The organism is Halobacillus sp. A1 (genome assembly GCF_024189295.1).
Taxonomy (GTDB): Bacteria; Bacillota; Bacilli; order Bacillales; family Halobacillaceae; genus Halobacillus_A.
The window spans coordinates 91470-109329 of sequence record NZ_JAIZEN010000008.1 but is presented as its reverse complement, the minus strand read 5'-3'; the positions used below and the strand labels follow the sequence as shown (position 1 = coordinate 109329).

Genomic DNA, 17860 nt, shown 5'->3' with positions numbered 1-17860 from the left:
ATAGACTATTCGCGGGCGAAGAAAATAGGCTCCTTTCTTTCGAGTAATGGGTAAGACATAAGTACACGGCACGAAGGCAAAAATCTAGACTGCGGTTAGCATTCTGATATCCGTGGGTTCGCACATTTTATCTTTCCGTATAAAGGCCCTTCCACTAACTCAGGGCGTGCGTTAGTCTATGAAGACATAGCACATGGGAAGCACGTGGATTTGCCTTTCCGGTTTTTCTCTTTGCCTTCGAGCCCTATACTCATTGAAAGGTGAACTTCATGAAACCATGAGGGGGGATCTGGCGGTTGGATTTTCTTATTTCCCTTGAGGAATGTCTTCGATTTCTTGCATAACGGCCCAAATGAATCCAGCTAGTTCTCTAGCTACAGCCGTGACAACCTTCCCTTTTTCCTTCCCTCGTGATAGTAAGCGATAGTACTTTTTGTGAAGTCTATTTTGTGCTTTCCACGAGATCGAACGAATCTCTGGGGGAAGGCCATCTAAGCGTTTCTTTAGGTTTCCTTTAATCGCGGGTTTATAACGATAGCTCCAAGCAGCTTCAATGAGAAGGCGTCTCACATGCCGGTTTCCTGTTTTCGTGATCTTCCCTTGATAACGTACGTCTCCGCTGGACCGTTCGCTAGGAATTAAACCGATATATCCCATGAATTGGCCGGGTTTGGGAAACCGTTTAAAAGAGCCGATTTCAGCTGCGAGACTTACCGCGGTAATTAAAGCGATGCCCCGTAAGGATTGGAGAACTTGAATGATAGGGGCGTGAACACCTTCGGTAGACTGAATTTTTAATTCTTCTTCAAACCGTTTAATACGCTGTTCTAATTCTTGGAGTTGGTGGTAATATTCCTGAAAGGTCAAGGTAGATAGCTTGTTTTTAAAGGTTAAGGCATCCAGCCAAGCACGATATTTCTTCGTCCATTTATTGATGCCGTGGGGAGGTTGAATATTATTTCGAAGCAAGAATTTCGTCAAGTGATGTTTCGCTCTTAGCTCATCTTCTTTGGCATCTTCGCGTGCCCGAACTAGATCACGAAGGGCTTCATCTTCTGGTGTAGGGACATAAACAGAAACCAATTCTCCCGCTCGATATAACTGGGCGAGTCGAATGGAATCTCGCTTGTCCGTCTTGATCCTCTCTCCTGGCTTTTGAGGAATTAAAGACGGGGCGATGACGTCACAATGAATCCCCATAGCTAGAAATTGTCTGTACAAGGGATACCCGGTTGAACCGGCTTCATAGCAAAACCGCAAAAGTTGAATGTCTCCCAGTTTCCTTACTAATTTTCGAATGGCTTCAGGGGTGTGAGGAATCATCCCCCAGTACCTGGGTTTTTCTCGACCTTCATCCGCAATAGCAACAGCAATTTTTTCTTTAGAAACGTCTAAGCCAACGTATTTCAGGGTACTCTTCATAGTAAGCTAGCTCCTTCCGTAATGTAGCACTGATTTGGGGATAGGGTCCTTACCTATTGTTTACCCGATTAACCTACGAATTTACGAGTAGGGAGCTAGTTTTCGTTCATGATAACTCAGGCTGCCGCCTTCCGGGATCTCACCAATCACTCTCTTCCCACAGGAGTCTCATCCATTCCTAAAACCACCTAACTTATATCAAGAGACGGAACTAAGAATTGAGAAGCAAAAAAATCTCTTATACCAACGTTTCCCAACCAAACTCGTGTATTCGAGCTTCGACGCTTAGCGGTTTAACGAGACTTCCTTCACTTCTTTACGATAAGTCAACATCGACTCCCTTCGTTCTTCGTATTTTCTATATCTCCAAAAGCTCAGTCCAGTCCATAAGCCGCTGTCCAAAGCGATTCCGCTTTTACCAAGGGAGTCTCCTAGCTTACCAACCACCCTGTACGAAATGGAATGAACGACCCCTTGACACTGGAAAAGACTTCTGATCTCTCATCTATGCTGCGTATTTCAGCTGTAGAGCTTTGAGGTATGGGAAATGGGGCGACTTGTCGTTGCCACTCGAAAAGAGCTGTACTTCACTCAAGACACTGTCTCAGATGTTTCCGTAATCCTCACAACAGCAAGAAGGTCCGGGAAATGGCGAGACTCCTATGGGAGAACAGTACATGGTGAGATCCCGGAGGGCGTTAGCCCGAGGAAGCTCACCGTACGCCCATGGAAAGCGAGTGATTTCCCGGACCTTCAAGCTCTATTTTTGTGGCGGAAACAGTCCGAACATCTTGAAACCGAGTCTTCCACTAAAGGGAGCTTATATGAATATAAACATTGAAAATTACCAGAAGCTTTAACTTAGAAATTTCCGTTACTAAAAGGAGAGCTTGAACCGGTAAATGAATCGCTTTCCATGGGCTGAAGCCCTGCGAGATCTCACCACGTTCTGTCACCGAAAGGAGTCCCGCTGTAACCGACGCTTTTATTTCGTAGTTCCGTACTGATTCTCAGGTTCTGCATATTTATTGAACCTGCGTTGAAACCAGTAAAACAAATGAGTAACGACAACTTTGATGATAGCGTAGGCCGGGATAGCTACAATGATGCCAAGCACCCCGAATAAATGGCCCGCCGTCAACAACACAAATATGATGGTAACGGGATGGACATGCAGCCGTTTCCCCATAATTTGCGGGGATATGAACTTTCCTTCTAACAGTTGGACGACTGTCCATACTAAAGTAAGCTTCAAGAGCATGAATGGAGAAGTGACAATAGCAATGATCAGCGCTGGAATGATCGCAATCATAGGTCCAAGATACGGCACGACACTTGTGACACTTGCTATAGCCGCAAGCAATAACGCATAGTCAAGTCCGATGATGAGAAAGCCGATATACATCATCACACCTATACAGAAGCTGACGATGATCTGACCTTGTATATAAGCACTGAGCTGGTGATCGATCCCTTTAAATACACTGGAAAGCTCCGGACGAACCTTTGGCGGAAATACTTTTAAAATCATATTCGGGAATTTTTCCCCATCTTTTAAAAGGTAAAATAAAATAAACGGCAGCGTAACTAAGGCAATAATCACATTAGTCACAGTGGATATAAATGTCGTCAAACCTTCTACTGTATTTCCAGCATAAGTTGAAAAATTCTCAGAAACCTGTCCAAGGGTCCCCTCAAGGTCCCGGAACAAATCGTTGTAGTAGCCTGCAAAAATTGAATTCTTCATCCAATTATGGATGGAGTCTGCCAATTCCATTAAATATTGAGGTAATTCCTGAGCCAGACTCATGAACTGTTTTTCCAGGAATGGAATGATCAAAAATACAATCAAGGTAATCACACCAGCTACGAGAGCTAGCGTAATCAATATCCCCCATATCCGCTTAAGACCGAAACGCTCCAATAACCTTATGAAAGGACTCAATAAATAATACACAACCACTGTAAATATGACGGGCAAAGCGGCTGTTTCAATGAAGATGACGATTGGATGGAAAATGAAAGAAACTTGTGTATATACTAAAACATTGATTCCGACGAACAGGATAACTGCCAGTATGTAAAGTAAATTCCTGCCCCCGAAAAAACGTATCATAGGTGTAGATTCCCATCTATCCATATAAATCTCCTCCTTCCCGCATATGGCTTAATCATAATACATTCCGCATTAAATTTCTTTAATATTATCCTATAAAAAAAACGTGCCGGACGAGGCACGTTTTCCTTCCTTACTTTTTTACCTGCGTTTCCGCATGAACTTTCTAATTAATGGATATATCATCGGACCATATTTAATCGCACGTTTAAGCAATCTCCCCATGTTGATAACCTCCTACCCGATTTGGTTTCTTATTGGTTATGTTTCCCTGTTATTGCTAAACTAAAACACTCTTTCTGTTCACCCTACGACCTTATGGTAAAGACGACGGGCTTCGGTCACATCTTTTGTACCATGAATAAGAACTCGTCCATCTTTGAAAAAAACCATACGGTAATCATTCGTTTGAAAAGATATCAAAAATGGATTTTCCTCTACGTTTCCTGCTGGAATTGCCGCTTTCAATTCTTCAAAATTCCTCTCCACTTTTTGACCAGGACGTATTTGAACCGTGTCACGGCCGCAGAGAACTGCCGTTTTCGTTTGATGTTCTAAAGACAAGAAGGGATAGGACGGGTTTTCTCCGCAGGAAGGACAATCTTTATTTTTTGCGCGGCCGACTTTCACTGCAGAATATTGATGGTTCCATAGATCAAAGGTGATCAGTTTATGAAACAGGGCGTCATAGTCACCTACTAACAGCTTTAAAGCTTCTGCCACCTGGTGTGCTGTCACCATATGCACAGCGGGACTGATGATACCCGCCGTGTCACATGTAGCCCCTCCTAAGGGTACAGATTCCAGCAGACAATGCAGGCATGGGGTTTCTCCGGGAACTATTGTGAAACTCATCCCATGACTTCCTACACAGCCGCCATAAATCCAGGGTGTAGCATATTTTTGACAGCAGTCATTAAGCAGCATCCGCGTATCAAAATTATCTGTGGCATCTAACACGACATCCACAGTCGGAATAAGCGATTCCATCTCTTCTCGCTGAGCATCCATTATATGGGCTTCAATCGTCACTTCTGAATTGTAAAGCTGCAGCTTTTTTTTGGCGGCAACCGCTTTGGGCGTGCGGCTTCGAGCATCCTCCTCGTCGAAAAGCTGCTGTCTTTGAAGGTTACTCCATTCCACATAGTCCCGATCCACTATCGTCAGCTTACCGATACCTGATCTGACGAGTTGCTCTGCACTGCTTGTCCCGAGAGCACCTGCTCCAACAATCAACACATGTTTCGACTTTATTTTGTTCTGACCTTTTTCACCAATAGGTGTGAAGAGGTGCTGACGTGAATAGCGATCTTGAGCCATACTTGCTCCTCCGTTCCTTCATGATAGACTTTGAATCATTTTATCATGAAGTTACCGCATGACGCTTCCTCCAGAAATTTTCATAGACTCTCCTATAATATTCGAAGAAGCGTCTGACAATAAAAAGATAATGGCACGAGCCACTTCTCCTGGAGTGCTCAACTGACCGGACGGAATCCCCGCTTCAGCCACCTTTAACTGTTCCTCGTAGCTGCGTCCCTCACGCTCGCCCTTGCTTTTGATCGCTTGCTGGCCCATAGCTGTATCAACATAGCCGGGACACACGGCGTTGACCCGGATGTTATGTTCGACCGCTTCTACAGCAAGAGATTGAGTGAAGCCTGTGACCGCAAATTTAGAGGCACTGTAGGCGATGTTACTATGTGTTCCTCTCAAACCAGACAATGAGGATAAGTTCACGATGGCTCCTCTCGGATTCGATTGTTGTTTCATATGCTTATAAACTTCCTGAGTCAGTAAAACTGTCGAAAAGTAGTTTAATTCCATGATCGATCGAAGATCTTCTTCAGATATCTTGTCTAAAGGACCTCCGCCGATTACTCCAGCAGAATTGACTAGCCCTGTTATTGGTCCCAGTTGTTCAGCCGCTTCAGAAACCAGGCCTTTACGAGATTCCTGATCATTCAAATCAGCAGGGGCAGAGAACACTTTGGCATCGCTGTCCACATGCATGCATGCTTCCTCTAAAGCTTTAAGTTTCTCTTCATCTCTTCCTGTAATCGTGACAGCAGCTCCGGCTTTTACCGCTTCGACTGCTGTTTCGTAACCGATGCCTCCGGTCGCCCCGGTAATAAGTATATGATGCTCTGATAATGCTTCGTTTGAGAATACGTTCATCATGAAGCCTCCTTTTATGGTAAAGATTACACTTTTTTAGAGACTTCAAACTTTTATCCACAAAAAAATCAACGCCCTAACTTATTTTCTGTTAAGACGTTGATTCCAGGGAACAGCTTTCGGCCAATCCCTCGTTATTTGTTTGTTATATTTTCTCATAGCTACCGTCACCACTTCTTAGTCATTATTTCCGCTTGTTTTTACGGAATGGCATGAGAAGTTTGCCGCTTCTTGTGCGCTCCACTTTTGTGGAAGCTGTCTTTTGAGATTCCTTAGCTTCTTCACTATTCTTATAATCTTGATCGAATAGCTCACGAGCTTTGGAATAAAGCATGGTCATTTTGAGTACCTCCCTTACGTTAGTATATTAATATAATTCCCGGATTCATTCGTACTAAAACTAAGGAATTTAAGAAAATTCTACTCCCTATAAGGGGGGTAACGCAATAGTTTTTTTTACAAATTTTTTGACATATTTCGGTGATTTTTTTACCATGGCATAATAAAGAGGATGCAGATGATTAGAAAGTTGCCATGACGGCCTTTATAATAGGATTATGCAATGTATATCTAGGAGGATTTATTATGATAAAAGTAGCGGCTCTTGTCGGAAGTCTTCGTAAAGATTCTTATAACATGAAACTGACTAATTTTATGAAAGAAAGATACAAAGGTCGTTTAGATATCCATGTTGTCCCTATTCGCGATTTAGCTTTTTATGATCAGGATATCGAGAATGAAACTCCCCCTTCTGTGCAGCGCTTTAAAGCAGAAGTCGCTGATGCCGATGCTTTTCTAATCGTAACGCCTGAATTCAATCATTCAATCCCCGGTGTGCTTAAAAATGCATTGGACTGGCTGTCCCGCGGGGAGCGTGAAATGGCGAATAAAGCCACCTTCATAGCAGGTGCCACGATGGGTGTCCTTGGAACCGTACGAGCTCAAATGCAGCTCCGTCAAATCTTGAACTCTCCTGGAATGGGCGCGAATGTGCTGCCTGGTAATGAGATTCTAATCGGAAAGATCCAGGATAAGATGGACACCGATGGACATCTGCACGACAAGCAGACGGTCGACTTTCTTGATAACGTGATCGAACAATTTATTCCTTTTGCAGAAGCACAAAAAGAAGAAGCTTATCACTAAATAATGGAAACATTGAGACTAGCCTTTAATCGTCAGCCGATTGAGGGCTTTATTTATGTTTACCCTCTTTAGTATAGGGAATTTATTCAGCATTAGCATAGCAGCTTACTAAAGAGGTTTATAAAAAGGATGATGAAAACATGCAAAAGAAACTACAGCATTGGAATGAAGTCGTGGAAGGAACGGTCTTTGGCCCCCTTGCTCAATATGCATCTACAGTAGAGTACGATTCGAGAGAGACGACTGAAGACTCCATATTTGTATGTATACCTGGAGAAAACTACGATGGACATCAGTTCATTGAGCAAGCCATTAAGAATGGAGCAAAAACCGTAGCGGGTACGGACGCACATCTACTTTCTACATATTCTTCCACTTTTCCTTCTATTACTTTCATCCATGTAGCCGATGCCCGATTAGCACTCGCACACCTATCTTCTCACGTATTTGGAAATCCATCTGAATCAATATCTACGATCGGTGTCACAGGTACGAATGGTAAAACTACGGTTACTTCTTTCATTTACTCCATTTTGAATGCCCTTTCGCTTCGCACAGGATCTATCGGTACGGCGGGTATTTGGGACGACGCACAGAAAACAAGTTTCAGGCAGACTGTTCCTACTACTCCGGAAGCCCCTGATATTCATAGGGTGCTCGACCATTTTAACCAAAAAGGGATGAAAGCAGCCGTCATAGAATCTACTTCTATCGCCATTGAACAAAAGAGGCTGGCAACTATTGATTTCAATGTAGCTGTCCATACAAATTTAACACCGGAGCATTTAGAGTTCCATGGCAGTATGGAAAATTATAAACAAGCTAAATTAAAGTTGTTTGAACAGGCTGAACGAGCCGTGGTCAACATTGATGATACAGTCATGGCAGGAGATATCCTGGAAATTTTCAACGGACCTCTCTTAACTTACGGAAAAAATGAGCGAGCCGATCTTCGAATGCGGGACATCCATACTACGTTAGATGGAACATCCTTTACCTTCCAAACACACGAAGGACTATTTGAAGTTCATGCACCAGTTTACGGGGAGTATAACGTCAGTAATCTATTGGCTGCCATTGGAGCCTGCAAGCAGGCCGGATACTCTATGGCAGAAATCCTCTCTGTTATATCTATGGTGAAATGCCCGGAAGGACGCTATCAGATTGTAAAAAATGATGCCCCTTACCAAATTGTATTGGATTACGCTCATACACCTGATGCTTTATCAAACATTTTACAAGCCGTTTCATCCATTCCTTACCAAAAACTAATCGTCATGATTACAGGGGTTGGATTAAGAGACCCAAACAAACGCCCATTAATGGCGAAAGCGGTAGAAGGAATGGCTGATGAAATCATAGTGAGTGTCGACCAGCCTGGGTTTGCAGATCGTCAGGAAGTGGTGAATGATGTCCTTAAAGGATTCAGAAACCCGTTAGAACATAACATCCATACTAAATTATACAGAGAAGAAGCCATTCACCATGCTTTTGATTTAGCAGCCCCGGGAGACCTTGTTCTTTTAACAGGTATCGGTTTTGGAGGGTACCAGGTCATAGGGAATGAAAAAGTTCCTTACTCCGAGCTCGAAGTAATCGATGATTATTTCAATAAGTGTCCTTCTTATAAAGATTGCGTAATGTTTTAGAGAATACCTTTCTATATTAAAACACCCAAGCGGACGAAGGTTGTGGAATGACAACTTTCTGCAGTCAGCCTTTTATCATTTGGCTATGTTAAAGTTGGTTGTTGATATTGATAAGTGAGATATTCAACAATATGGCAGGATACTGAAAGACTTGATTTCGAGACATTTGGTGAGTGGGTCAGGGCGGCGGGGAAGCGAGTGATTTCCCGGACCTTCAAGCTCTATTTTTGTGACGGAAACAGGCAGAATGTCTCGAAACTGAATCTTCTGCTATAAGGAAATTAGAGATTATATGAATATCAACAAGGAACTTTAACAAAGCCTATCATTTAGGCACAGGTCCTGCTTCCATCAACAAATCTACTAAATGCATCGCCTCCATTTTCTTTTCAAGTCCAGTTCGTTCAATTCCTACTCTCATTTGAATCAGGCAGCCAGGATTAGTTGTGATGACAGCATCTGGCCTCTTTTCTTTGACATCATCCATCTTCACATCGAGGATTTTCATAGATTCATCATAATTCACTAAATTATAGATCCCTGCCGACCCGCAGCAGAAATCAGGACGTTTTAATGGTCTGAGCTTCAACCCCCTTACTTGATTCAATAGAAGGAGAGGCGGCTCGCTTACGCGTTGCACATGGGTCATGTGGCAGGAAGGCTGATAAGTTATCGTCCGCTCTATAGGCTCAGTGAATTCTAATCCATTCAATTCCACAAGAACTTCAGAAATGTCACGAACCTTCTCGGAAAAATCCTCTGCCCGCTCATGCCAATATGTTCCTCGCTCGAACAAGTGAGGATACTCAGTCATTTTTGCTCCACACCCACCCGCATTGTTGACGATATAATCTATTTCTTCGAGATCAAAAGCCTCCATGTTTCTGACGGCCAGCTCTTCTGCCGTGGCCGATTTACCTGCGTGTGAATGCAGGGCGCCACAACATGTCTGCTGCCTTGGCACTACCACCTCTGCACCAGAAAGCCGCAAGAGCTCGATCGTGTTTTGGTTGGTATCAAAAAAAACACCATCCATGACGCATCCGGTAAAAAAAGCTACTGTCATTCTTAATTTATAATCAGGTCGTATCCGATGTTTACGGAGGGATCTTTCTAATGGACCTGGCTGATCAGGTACGGCTTTCTCGAAACGGCTCACATTCAATGGGCTGGCGGAAGTCAAATACGTTACTTGCGCAAGCTTACGCATTCCTGATTTTTGATAGAGCCATGCCGCATTTCCCAATGTCCCCATCCAGCGAGAAGAGGGAAAGACTCTATCAAACAAGAATTGTTCGGTTTTTCTTTGAAAGCCTGACTTAACTTCTTGCTGCTCAATCGCTTCCTTCGCACCTTCTAAAATCCGGCCATACTGGACATTGGTAGGACAAATCGTTGTACAAGCCATGCAGCCCAGACATTTTTCAATCGGCTCCTTCAAATCAGCTATCGTAATTTTCCCTTCGCCTGCCATTTTCACTAAATGAATCCTTCCTCTAGGAGAATGGGTTTCACGTTTCATAGTTTCATATGTGGGACAGACCGGTAAGCAATAGCCGCATTGGACACAATCAAAGGTTTTATCGTAGTTTACTTGTTTCCTTAATGCTTGCAGATCACTCATTACGCAGCACTAGCCTCTGAACCTGTCCGGGAAAGATTTTACCTGGGTTTAAGATATTGTTCGGGTCCCAGCTTTCTTTCATACGTTTCATCATGTCTAGCCCCACCTTCCCAATTGCAGCTTCCATAAATGGCGCTTTCAGTGTACCAATTCCGTGTTCCCCGCTCAGCGTCCCGCCTAATTTAATAGCCGCTAGCATAATCTCCTCTACCGCTGATTCGACTCTAGCCATTTCCTCCTGGTCTCGTTTATCACATAAAATATTAGGATGAAGGTTTCCGTCTCCGGCATGACCGAACACGAAAATTTCGACCTTGTATTTTTCTTTAATCGCTTGCAGGCTTTCCATCATGTCAGGAATTTTACTTCGGGGAACGGTCGCGTCCTCCGACACTTTCGTAGGTTTAATTTGAGCTATGGCAGGAGACACTTGCTTTCTTGCATGCCAGATCCGCGCAGCTTCTTCAGGATTACCTGGAACAATCGTTTCAGAAGCACCTAAATCTATCATTATTTTTTCAACTATTTCTAGTTCAGCAGCTATTCCTTCAGGGTGACCGTCCAGCTCTATGATGAGAATGGCTTCTGCATCAATTGGCAAACCTGCGGGTTGAAAGTTTTCAACGGCCCGAATGCATGCCTGATCCATAAACTCCATCTTAGAAGGAAGAATGCCTGAAGTGAGCGTTTTCGAAACGGCTTCCCCAGCCGACCTTACGTCTTTAAAAGACACCATCATCGTTTGGACTGCTGGAGGCTTTGGCAGAAGTTTCAGCGTGGCTTCCGTAATGACCGCAAGCGTTCCTTCAGAGCCGACTATCAGCTTTGTCAGGTCAAATCCTGTCACGTTTTTGATGGTTTTTCCGCCTGTCCAGGTAATTTCCCCCTCTGGGGTGACAATTTCCAGTCCTAAAACAAAATCTTTTGTCACCCCGTACTTTAATCCTCTTGGTCCTCCAGAATTCTCTGCAAGGTTTCCACCGATTGTTGCGACATGAGCACTACTCGGGTCAGGAGCATACATCAGCCCATATTCCTCAGCAGCTTGATTGATATTCGCTGGTAATGCACTCGGAGAGACTACCACCGTCAAATCCTCCGGACGCACTTTGATTTGTTCCGGCCACTGGGAAAGGTCAAGTACAACTCCTCCATGAACCGGCAGAGGACCTCCACTTAAACATGTCCCCTTTCCCCTTGGATAGACAGGAAAATGAAATTCATTCGCGGCTTTCAGGACCGATGCCACTTCATACTTATTCTTCACCTGGACGACTGCTTCTGGTAAGTACTCCCCAAAAGAAGCGTCAAAACTATAACTGTGACGATCCGCTAACTCAGTTAATACCTGCTTTGGAGTCAACACTCGCTTTAATTCATCAATCCAGTTTTTCATAGATTTTCCCCTTTCAAACATGTTCTTTATAACTACTTCTGGTATAACACTTAAAATCCTTCAAGCAATTATTGTAAGCGATATCACAGAAGTGTATAATAAATAGAAAATTAAGGAAGTGATGAACCTGTTAACAGAAAGTACAATAACTTCGGCTCACACTCGTCCATACTCAAGTTCTCATATCGGCAGAACTAAAAAGCTGCCTTCTTACCGGATGGATTTACGAAGCTTTTCTGAAAAAGAATACAATAAATTCGTGACGTTAAACACAGTAAAAGATTGGTCACAGTTGAAGTGGGAAGATATCGGACGTCCTTATGAAGTGAAGGCTGACTCTAAAGAGAAAAACGATTGGGAAAGCAGACATCAAAAGGCAATGGACCCGCACACTTCTTGGACGTACTTTAATAAAGCTTTTCACGAATGGTTCATAAAAGACGTGCCTGGCGAACTGGAATCCTCCAAGCACGATTTTTTTAAGGGATTGAAATCCTTCAGACCAGGAGAAGTCAAACACACAATCGGCAGCATGGTGCAATTACAATTATGGAATTACGTTCACCGGATCCAGGATGGCATTTGGGATCCGAGAGGTAAACGAGCTCTCTTTGAAGGAATCGACATTAAAAAGCCAAGGATATTATTCCTCGGGGCTGCAGAAGGGTACGAAGCCATGCAGCTAGGCGCCATGTACCCTGGAGCAGAAATAGTGATGGTAGATTATGATGAATACTGCAAGACGACAAGGTTCGCTGAATTCCCGGAAACCTACCCCTTCTTAGGTGAAAATCCACAAACTGGCCAGTCAAAAGTTTATTATAAAGATGATTTATCTATTGAATACATCGTAAATGATATTAGGAACCTCGACTATGGACAAGAATTTGATCTCGTCCTATCCGTCGGTTTATTGGAGCATTTTCCTGACGAATATAAACACGAGGTTGCCGATTGGCACCGCCGCTTCCTTAAACCTGGCGGGTATGCGATCCTCACGACTCCAAGGAACCAAATTCGCTCAAAAGTATATTACCGCATTATGGCCGATGTCATGAATCATACGTACCGGGAGCTGATGACTGTGGAACAGATGGGCTTGTATATGTATGAAAGCGGGTTTAATATTTTACGGCATGGCTATATCAAAGTACACAACGGGCTCTTATGCCAGCCCAGATAAAAAACAGCCTTTCCCTTGTCAGGAAAGGCTGAGTCAGTTTAAGTTCTTTGATCACAGTACACGTGCATCGCTTTACTTACAAACGCTGCATACCCTTGTTTAACTTTATCGATATTGTTAGTAAACCTTGGATCGTTTACATACATATCAGCCAATCCTCTGAAGATCTCGATAGAGCATGGATAGAAATATTTCGTGATATGCTGTCGTTTAGCATCTATCCACTTCTGAACCTCTTCATCTCCAGGCTCCTGATCCATCAACTGCACCAGATGTTTGTCTATCACTTCGTTTTCCGCGTGGATTTTTTTCCAGTCATCCTTTGAGTAAGCCGAAGTTCTTTTAGCTGACTCTTTATAGGCATCCGTGTCCCCCCATCGCTGCTCCACTTCTTTTGCAAACTTCTTACGGTGTTCTTCAATCTTTTGCATATCAAACGGTTCAAATCTTTCTTTCGGTGTCATTGTTTCTCCCCCTTTATAAGAAGCTATCGATTGATCGACGGATCTGATCACCTTCTCCAATCTCGCCTTCTTCTCTAACAGAATTTTCTTGTGCTGCTGTAAAGCATGCTGCTCGTCAAAGTCGGGACTTTGTAAAATTTCTTTGATTTTTTGTAATGAAAAATCTAATTCCTTAAAAAAGAGAATTTGTTGCAGTATAATGAAATCATTATCATCATAATACCGGTATCCATTCCCCCCTTTTTTCGGAGTCAAGAGACCCATTCGATCATAATGGTGCAGTGTGCGCACACTAACACCTGCTAATTCAGCAGCTTCTTTCACTTTGTACACGGTGATCACCTCCTCTTGATGATAATCTATGACGTAACGTCATAGTCAATAGTATTTCCCGGGGAATATTGTCGTTTTTATAGAGATTTTCACATGTCGAAAGGTATTTCCCAAGTTATGAAGAATATATCATTAACAATTTTTATAAATGAGGGTATATCATATGAATAAATACTGCGACAGCGCGTTCCACCAATTAGAAATAGTGATAGCATCTCTTTCAGAAATTCTTGGCCAGTTAAAAGATGAAGATTTAGATTTCAGGCCTACCAAAGGCAAGTTCTCTATAGGAGAACTTCTTGAGCATTTAGCTACAATTCCTGCGGCAGATGGAAGAGTTGCCGAAGGGGCTGCTGAATCTGATATACAGGCATTTTACGAATCGATCTCCTTAAAAACTACGGAAGAAATATCTGCAACTCTATATGAACATTTTGCTCAACTGAAGTTTCAATATGAAAGCTATACGGAAGAACACTTATTTACTGAGATCACTTCATGGTGGGATGTTACATATACGCGTTTTGAATGGCTTTTAGAAATCATCGCCCATATGTACCACCACAGAGGCCAGCTCCATGCAATGCTCGTTCACACGTACGAGAAAGACCCTGAAATTATGCTGTTTGAATAATTTTTAAACCACTACTTTTGAAGTTGTGGTTTTTTAGTTCTTATCATTTTGATAAGTCATATGAAAGAATCGATTCCGAGTCGTCCTTCTGTTCCGTCGTCATAATAGTGGATGGTAGTTTTAGGAAAGGCTCGATTTTTAAAGCCCCGATCTTCTCATACAAAAGTCCCTAAACGGAGTATTCAAGATAAGGAAACCTTTAACGAAAGAAAAAAGCCTCCTTTAGAGGAGACTTTTACTTGCCATTTTTCTTTTTACCTAAGCTTGTATTAAGGTCTTCTTTATAAGCATAAGAGAAAAGTAACGAAACTAGGATTCCTCCGCCGATCAAGTTACCGATACTGGCAGGAATCAAGTTAAACCAAATATATTCATACCAGGCGTATTTGTCAGAAGCTAAAACTCCCATACTGAAATACCCCATATTGGCAGCACTGTGCTGGAAGTTACCAGCTACAAATAAAATGACCGGCAAAGTCGTACCTAATATTTTCCCTGTAATATCTCTGGCGGCCGTTGTCAGGAAAGCAGCCATGCCGATCAGCCAGTTAGCCAATATACCTGAAACGAGTACTTCGAACCATCCTTTTACTCCATGATCCATAAACTTCATTTTTTTATCTAAATAAGAAGATAGCTCTGAATAAAATTCTGGTGAGAGCGAGCCGGATAATTCGATCAGGACGGCGACCATGACGGCACCGAGAATGTTACCGATATAAGTGGCTCCCCAGAATTTATATATATTGACCTTCATTAAATTTGATTTGTTGAATAGGTAAGAGGGCAGCAGCACATTGATTTCTGTAAACAGGATAGCTCCTGAAATAAAAACCATTGCGTAACCAGCGGCAAATCCAAACCCCGAAAGTAAATGGAAAAGACCCTGGGTTTCTACCCCTTCAGCAATAAGGATGGAAAATATTGCACCGAAAGTCATAAATGAGCCTGCAGTCAGAGCTAAAAGCATCATCCCGCCAAAAGGCTGCCCTAAGTGATCACGGCCTTTCTCTCCAAATTCGTCAACGATTTGTGATGGAATATAAAATTGTCTGCGCGGGCGCTCTGTTTTTTCCTGAATATTATTTTCAGTTTCTTCTTCTTGATATTTTTTCTGATTGTCATTCTCGCTCATTTCATCCCCTCCAATTTTCAACATATTCCCCTTTTTCCGAAACATTAATCCAAACCTTTCATGCATATTCGGTGTAATTATGGAAAAATTACTAAGTACTCAGGGTGACAAGGAGGGATCATATGGGAAGCAGAGACCAGGTGTGTCTTGCTTGTGACGGCCGCGGCCTTTTAATGGATGATGAAGAGTGGCGTTACACGTGTAAAATTTGTGACGGAGACGGCTTTATGCCCCAGCAAACGAGTGTAGCGAATCGACAGCTAGCAGATGTGGATGAAATGAATCGGATTTTGGATTAAAAAAAGTGCTGGCACTAAGTCCAGCACTTTTCTTTCATCTCGGTATGGAAGGCTGAGGAACGCGGGCATGCTCTTTCCCTAACTTAAGAGTAAGCTCTGCTGTCGAAACACCTAGTGCATTCAATCGGAACTCGATGTCTTCATCAGTGATTATACCGTTAGTAAAATGTCCATTATGCACGTATACTCCGCCAGGAACGACATGAGCTCTAAAATAATTTGCCAATGGATTAAGTTGATGATCGATGACTAAATAATGATGGTACGTCCCGCCGGTAGCTACAAATCCTACTGCTTTGCCACGAAGAGCGTCATTTGGAATCAAATCAAAAACGTTTTTCAAGGCGCCCGTCAACGACGCACGATAAACGGGAGTCCCAATAATTAACGCATCAGCTTCTTCAATTAAATCAATAATTTTTTTCGTTTCTCCTTCGTAATCAGCAGGGTTTCTGCCATCACATAGAACTGTATCGAAATCCCCCAGATGGACGACCTCAGTTTCTAATTGAGGATCAGCTTGTGCTGCTGCCTCTACTGCTTTATTCACTGCCGCCCATGTTTTAGAGCTTAGTGTCACACTGCCTGATATACCTAATAATTTCATGTCAAAACACCTTCCGTTTTTAACTTTTCTTCTTTTTCTTTTACTAATGGAATGACTTCTTTTCCAAACCGCGCCAAATCTTCTTCATAATGAAAATGGGCCGTTAAAACAATGGAAACCCCTATTCTCTTCAGTTCAATGATCCGGTCGGCTACTTGTTCAGGGGTGCCGATCAAGCCTGTTTTAAACCCATCATTATATTGGATTAAGTCTTCATAAGAGGAATCTGCCCGCATTCCTTCCTTATTTTCAGTCGATTGCCCTGCTTCTTTTACAGCTTCCTGAAATCCTTCTACTGCATCGTTATCAGCTGCATGTACGATATCTTGCAGTTGTTGGCGAGCTTCTCTTTCTGTATTGCGGACAATCGCAAATCCATGGGCAGCGAATTTCACTTCTCGGCCTTCTTTGGCAGCCAGCTCACTTACTTCTTCGATCTGCTTTTTAAAACCCTCCAGTGTATTTCCGTTCATGAAGTAATAATCAGAAACTCGAGAAGCCATCTCTTTGGCATCATTTGAATTTCCACCCTGGAAAACAGGTAAATCTCCACCCTGAACTGGTTTAGGCTTATGGGGTGCTTCATTTATTTCGTAATAGTCTCCTTTAAAGGAAGCCTGCTCTTTAGTCCAAAGCTCACGAAGCACTCGTATGAACTCTTCAGAGCGCTTGTAACGCTCTGCATGATCGAGCCATGGCTCTCCAAATCCGGTAAATTCCTGCTTGAACCACCCGCTGACAATATTAACAGCTGCCCTCCCATTACTTATCTGATCCAATGTCGATAGCATTTTGGCATAAACAGCAGGGTGCCATAATCCGGGGTGGACCGCTGAAATCAATTTTAATTTTTTAGTGCTTGCCGCTAAGGCAGAGGCAAGTGTAATAGCCTCCAGTTGGTTTTCTGCTCCATAACTTGCAAAAAAACGAGTTTGTAAAAGGGCGAAATCATAGTTGGATTCCTCGGCGATTTTGGCATAACGCTGATTCGATTCGAAATCCCACCCTGTTTTTTGTGGAAGCTTGGACACGACCAGTCCTCCGCTTACATTTGGAACCCAGTACGCAAATTGCAAATCACTCATTGTTCATCGTCTCCTTCTATTTTGTTTTATGGATACAAATCTCCCAATTCTCCTCGCGGTCTGCAGCACATCCGGTTAATCAAATCCGAACTTAAAACAAAAAAAGCCCTTTCTCACTTCACGAAGTAAGAAAGGGCGTTATTTACGAATATAAAATCCGAGCACGTCCTTCTCATCTCCGGAAGCTTACAGCATCCTCTGAATTTGGCACCGGGCTTTCGCTGGTTGCCGAGATTTCGCAGGGTCAGTCCCTCCATCTCTCTTGATAAGAAGTTAAAAAGTATTTAATTAAATGTTAAAGCTTATCTTAAGGGTTAATCCCTACCTTGTCAATCGGTATTCTCAATTTTCTCATAATTCATTCGTTTTATTTTAAAGTTATGTTAAACTTCGTTGTTGATTTTCATAAAAAGTTATTCAGCAATATGGCAGGATAGCGGAAGACTTCATTTCGAGATATTTGGTGACAGGATTGAGGCGGCGGGGATTGGCTCCCACTGAAAGGGAGTGATTTCCCGTAGCTCTTCCCGCTGTTAAACATAACGGAAACAGTCCACACATCTCGAAACTGAGTCGAGTGAGCTTGTAT

At 42.8% G+C, this 17860-nt stretch carries 16 protein-coding genes and 1 riboswitch; of the genes, 5 read left to right on the top strand and 11 right to left on the bottom strand.

What is annotated here, in order from left to right:
* Positions 1–306: 306 nt before the first annotated feature.
* The 5 genes from LF817_RS10660 to LF817_RS10640 all read right to left on the bottom strand — a co-directional run bounded on the left by LF817_RS10660 (position 307) and on the right by LF817_RS10640 (position 6056).
* Positions 307–1422, bottom strand: coding sequence for an IS110 family RNA-guided transposase (locus tag LF817_RS10660; protein WP_253935791.1), 1116 nt, complete (start codon positions 1420–1422; stop codon positions 307–309).
* Positions 1423–2407: 985 nt separating this feature from the next.
* A complete protein-coding gene (locus LF817_RS10655; RefSeq protein ID WP_253935790.1) occupies positions 2408–3562 on the bottom strand; it encodes an AI-2E family transporter in 1155 nt (384 codons plus the stop codon).
* Between the two features lie 279 nt (positions 3563–3841).
* A complete protein-coding gene (locus LF817_RS10650) occupies positions 3842–4858 on the bottom strand; it encodes a thiazole biosynthesis adenylyltransferase ThiF (RefSeq protein ID WP_253935789.1) in 1017 nt (338 codons plus the stop codon).
* A gap of 51 nt (positions 4859–4909) precedes the next feature.
* Positions 4910–5716, bottom strand: coding sequence for an SDR family NAD(P)-dependent oxidoreductase (locus LF817_RS10645; RefSeq protein ID WP_253935788.1), 807 nt, complete (start codon positions 5714–5716; stop codon positions 4910–4912).
* 184 nt (positions 5717–5900) lie between these two features.
* On the bottom strand, positions 5901–6056 hold the full coding sequence (locus LF817_RS10640; protein WP_253935787.1) for a hypothetical protein: 156 nt from the start codon (positions 6054–6056) through the stop codon (positions 5901–5903).
* Positions 6057–6301: 245 nt separating this feature from the next.
* On the opposite strand from LF817_RS10640, the gene LF817_RS10635 reads away from it, so the two are divergent.
* Positions 6302–6862, top strand: a complete 561-nt coding sequence (locus LF817_RS10635) for an NADPH-dependent FMN reductase (protein WP_253935786.1) — start codon at positions 6302–6304, stop codon at positions 6860–6862.
* Positions 6863–7002: 140 nt separating this feature from the next.
* Positions 7003–8511 (top strand): UDP-N-acetylmuramoyl-L-alanyl-D-glutamate--2,6-diaminopimelate ligase, encoded by a 1509-nt coding sequence (locus tag LF817_RS10630; RefSeq protein ID WP_253935785.1) that lies wholly within the window; start codon positions 7003–7005, stop codon positions 8509–8511.
* Positions 8512–8836: 325 nt separating this feature from the next.
* On the opposite strand, the gene LF817_RS10625 is transcribed toward LF817_RS10630, so the two are convergent.
* Together LF817_RS10625 and LF817_RS10620 are read right to left on the bottom strand one after the other, a co-directional pair.
* Positions 8837–10135 (bottom strand): (Fe-S)-binding protein, encoded by a 1299-nt coding sequence (locus LF817_RS10625; protein WP_253935784.1) that lies wholly within the window; start codon positions 10133–10135, stop codon positions 8837–8839.
* Positions 10128–11531 (bottom strand): FAD-binding oxidoreductase, encoded by a 1404-nt coding sequence (locus LF817_RS10620; protein ID WP_253935783.1) that lies wholly within the window; start codon positions 11529–11531, stop codon positions 10128–10130. The genes LF817_RS10625 and LF817_RS10620 overlap by 8 nt, the downstream gene beginning before the upstream one ends.
* A 121-nt stretch (positions 11532–11652) precedes the next feature.
* Between LF817_RS10620 and LF817_RS10615 the strand changes: the two genes are divergently transcribed.
* Positions 11653–12714, top strand: a complete 1062-nt coding sequence (locus tag LF817_RS10615; RefSeq protein WP_253935782.1) for a class I SAM-dependent methyltransferase — start codon at positions 11653–11655, stop codon at positions 12712–12714.
* A 38-nt stretch (positions 12715–12752) separates the two neighbouring features.
* Here the strand turns inward: LF817_RS10615 and LF817_RS20405 are convergent, their stop codons facing one another.
* The gene (locus LF817_RS20405; RefSeq protein ID WP_253935781.1) at positions 12753–13511 is read right to left on the bottom strand and encodes a MerR family transcriptional regulator; all 759 of its coding nucleotides are present in this window, start codon (positions 13509–13511) and stop codon (positions 12753–12755) included.
* Between the two features lie 163 nt (positions 13512–13674).
* Between LF817_RS20405 and LF817_RS10605 the strand changes: the two genes are divergently transcribed.
* Positions 13675–14145 carry a DinB family protein gene (locus LF817_RS10605; RefSeq protein ID WP_253935780.1) on the top strand — a complete coding sequence of 157 codons (471 nt, stop codon included), beginning with the start codon at positions 13675–13677 and terminating at the stop codon, positions 14143–14145.
* 235 nt (positions 14146–14380) lie between these two features.
* Here the strand turns inward: LF817_RS10605 and LF817_RS10600 are convergent, their stop codons facing one another.
* Positions 14381–15280 (bottom strand): formate/nitrite transporter family protein, encoded by a 900-nt coding sequence (locus LF817_RS10600; protein ID WP_253935779.1) that lies wholly within the window; start codon positions 15278–15280, stop codon positions 14381–14383.
* Between the two features lie 122 nt (positions 15281–15402).
* On the opposite strand from LF817_RS10600, the gene LF817_RS10595 reads away from it, so the two are divergent.
* Positions 15403–15579: a hypothetical protein gene (locus tag LF817_RS10595; protein ID WP_253935778.1), complete on the top strand. Its 177-nt coding sequence runs from the start codon at positions 15403–15405 to the stop codon at positions 15577–15579.
* Between the two features lie 34 nt (positions 15580–15613).
* On the opposite strand, the gene LF817_RS10590 is transcribed toward LF817_RS10595, so the two are convergent.
* Complete coding sequence (locus tag LF817_RS10590) at positions 15614–16186, bottom strand: NADPH-dependent FMN reductase (RefSeq protein WP_253935777.1); 573 nt, start codon at positions 16184–16186, stop codon at positions 15614–15616.
* A complete protein-coding gene (gene sfnG, locus LF817_RS10585) occupies positions 16183–17271 on the bottom strand; it encodes a dimethylsulfone monooxygenase SfnG (RefSeq protein WP_253935776.1) in 1089 nt (362 codons plus the stop codon). Before sfnG ends, LF817_RS10590 begins: the two co-directional genes overlap by 4 nt.
* A 169-nt stretch (positions 17272–17440) precedes the next feature.
* Positions 17441–17543: riboswitch (SAM riboswitch) on the bottom strand.
* Between the last annotated feature and the right edge of the window lie 317 nt (positions 17544–17860).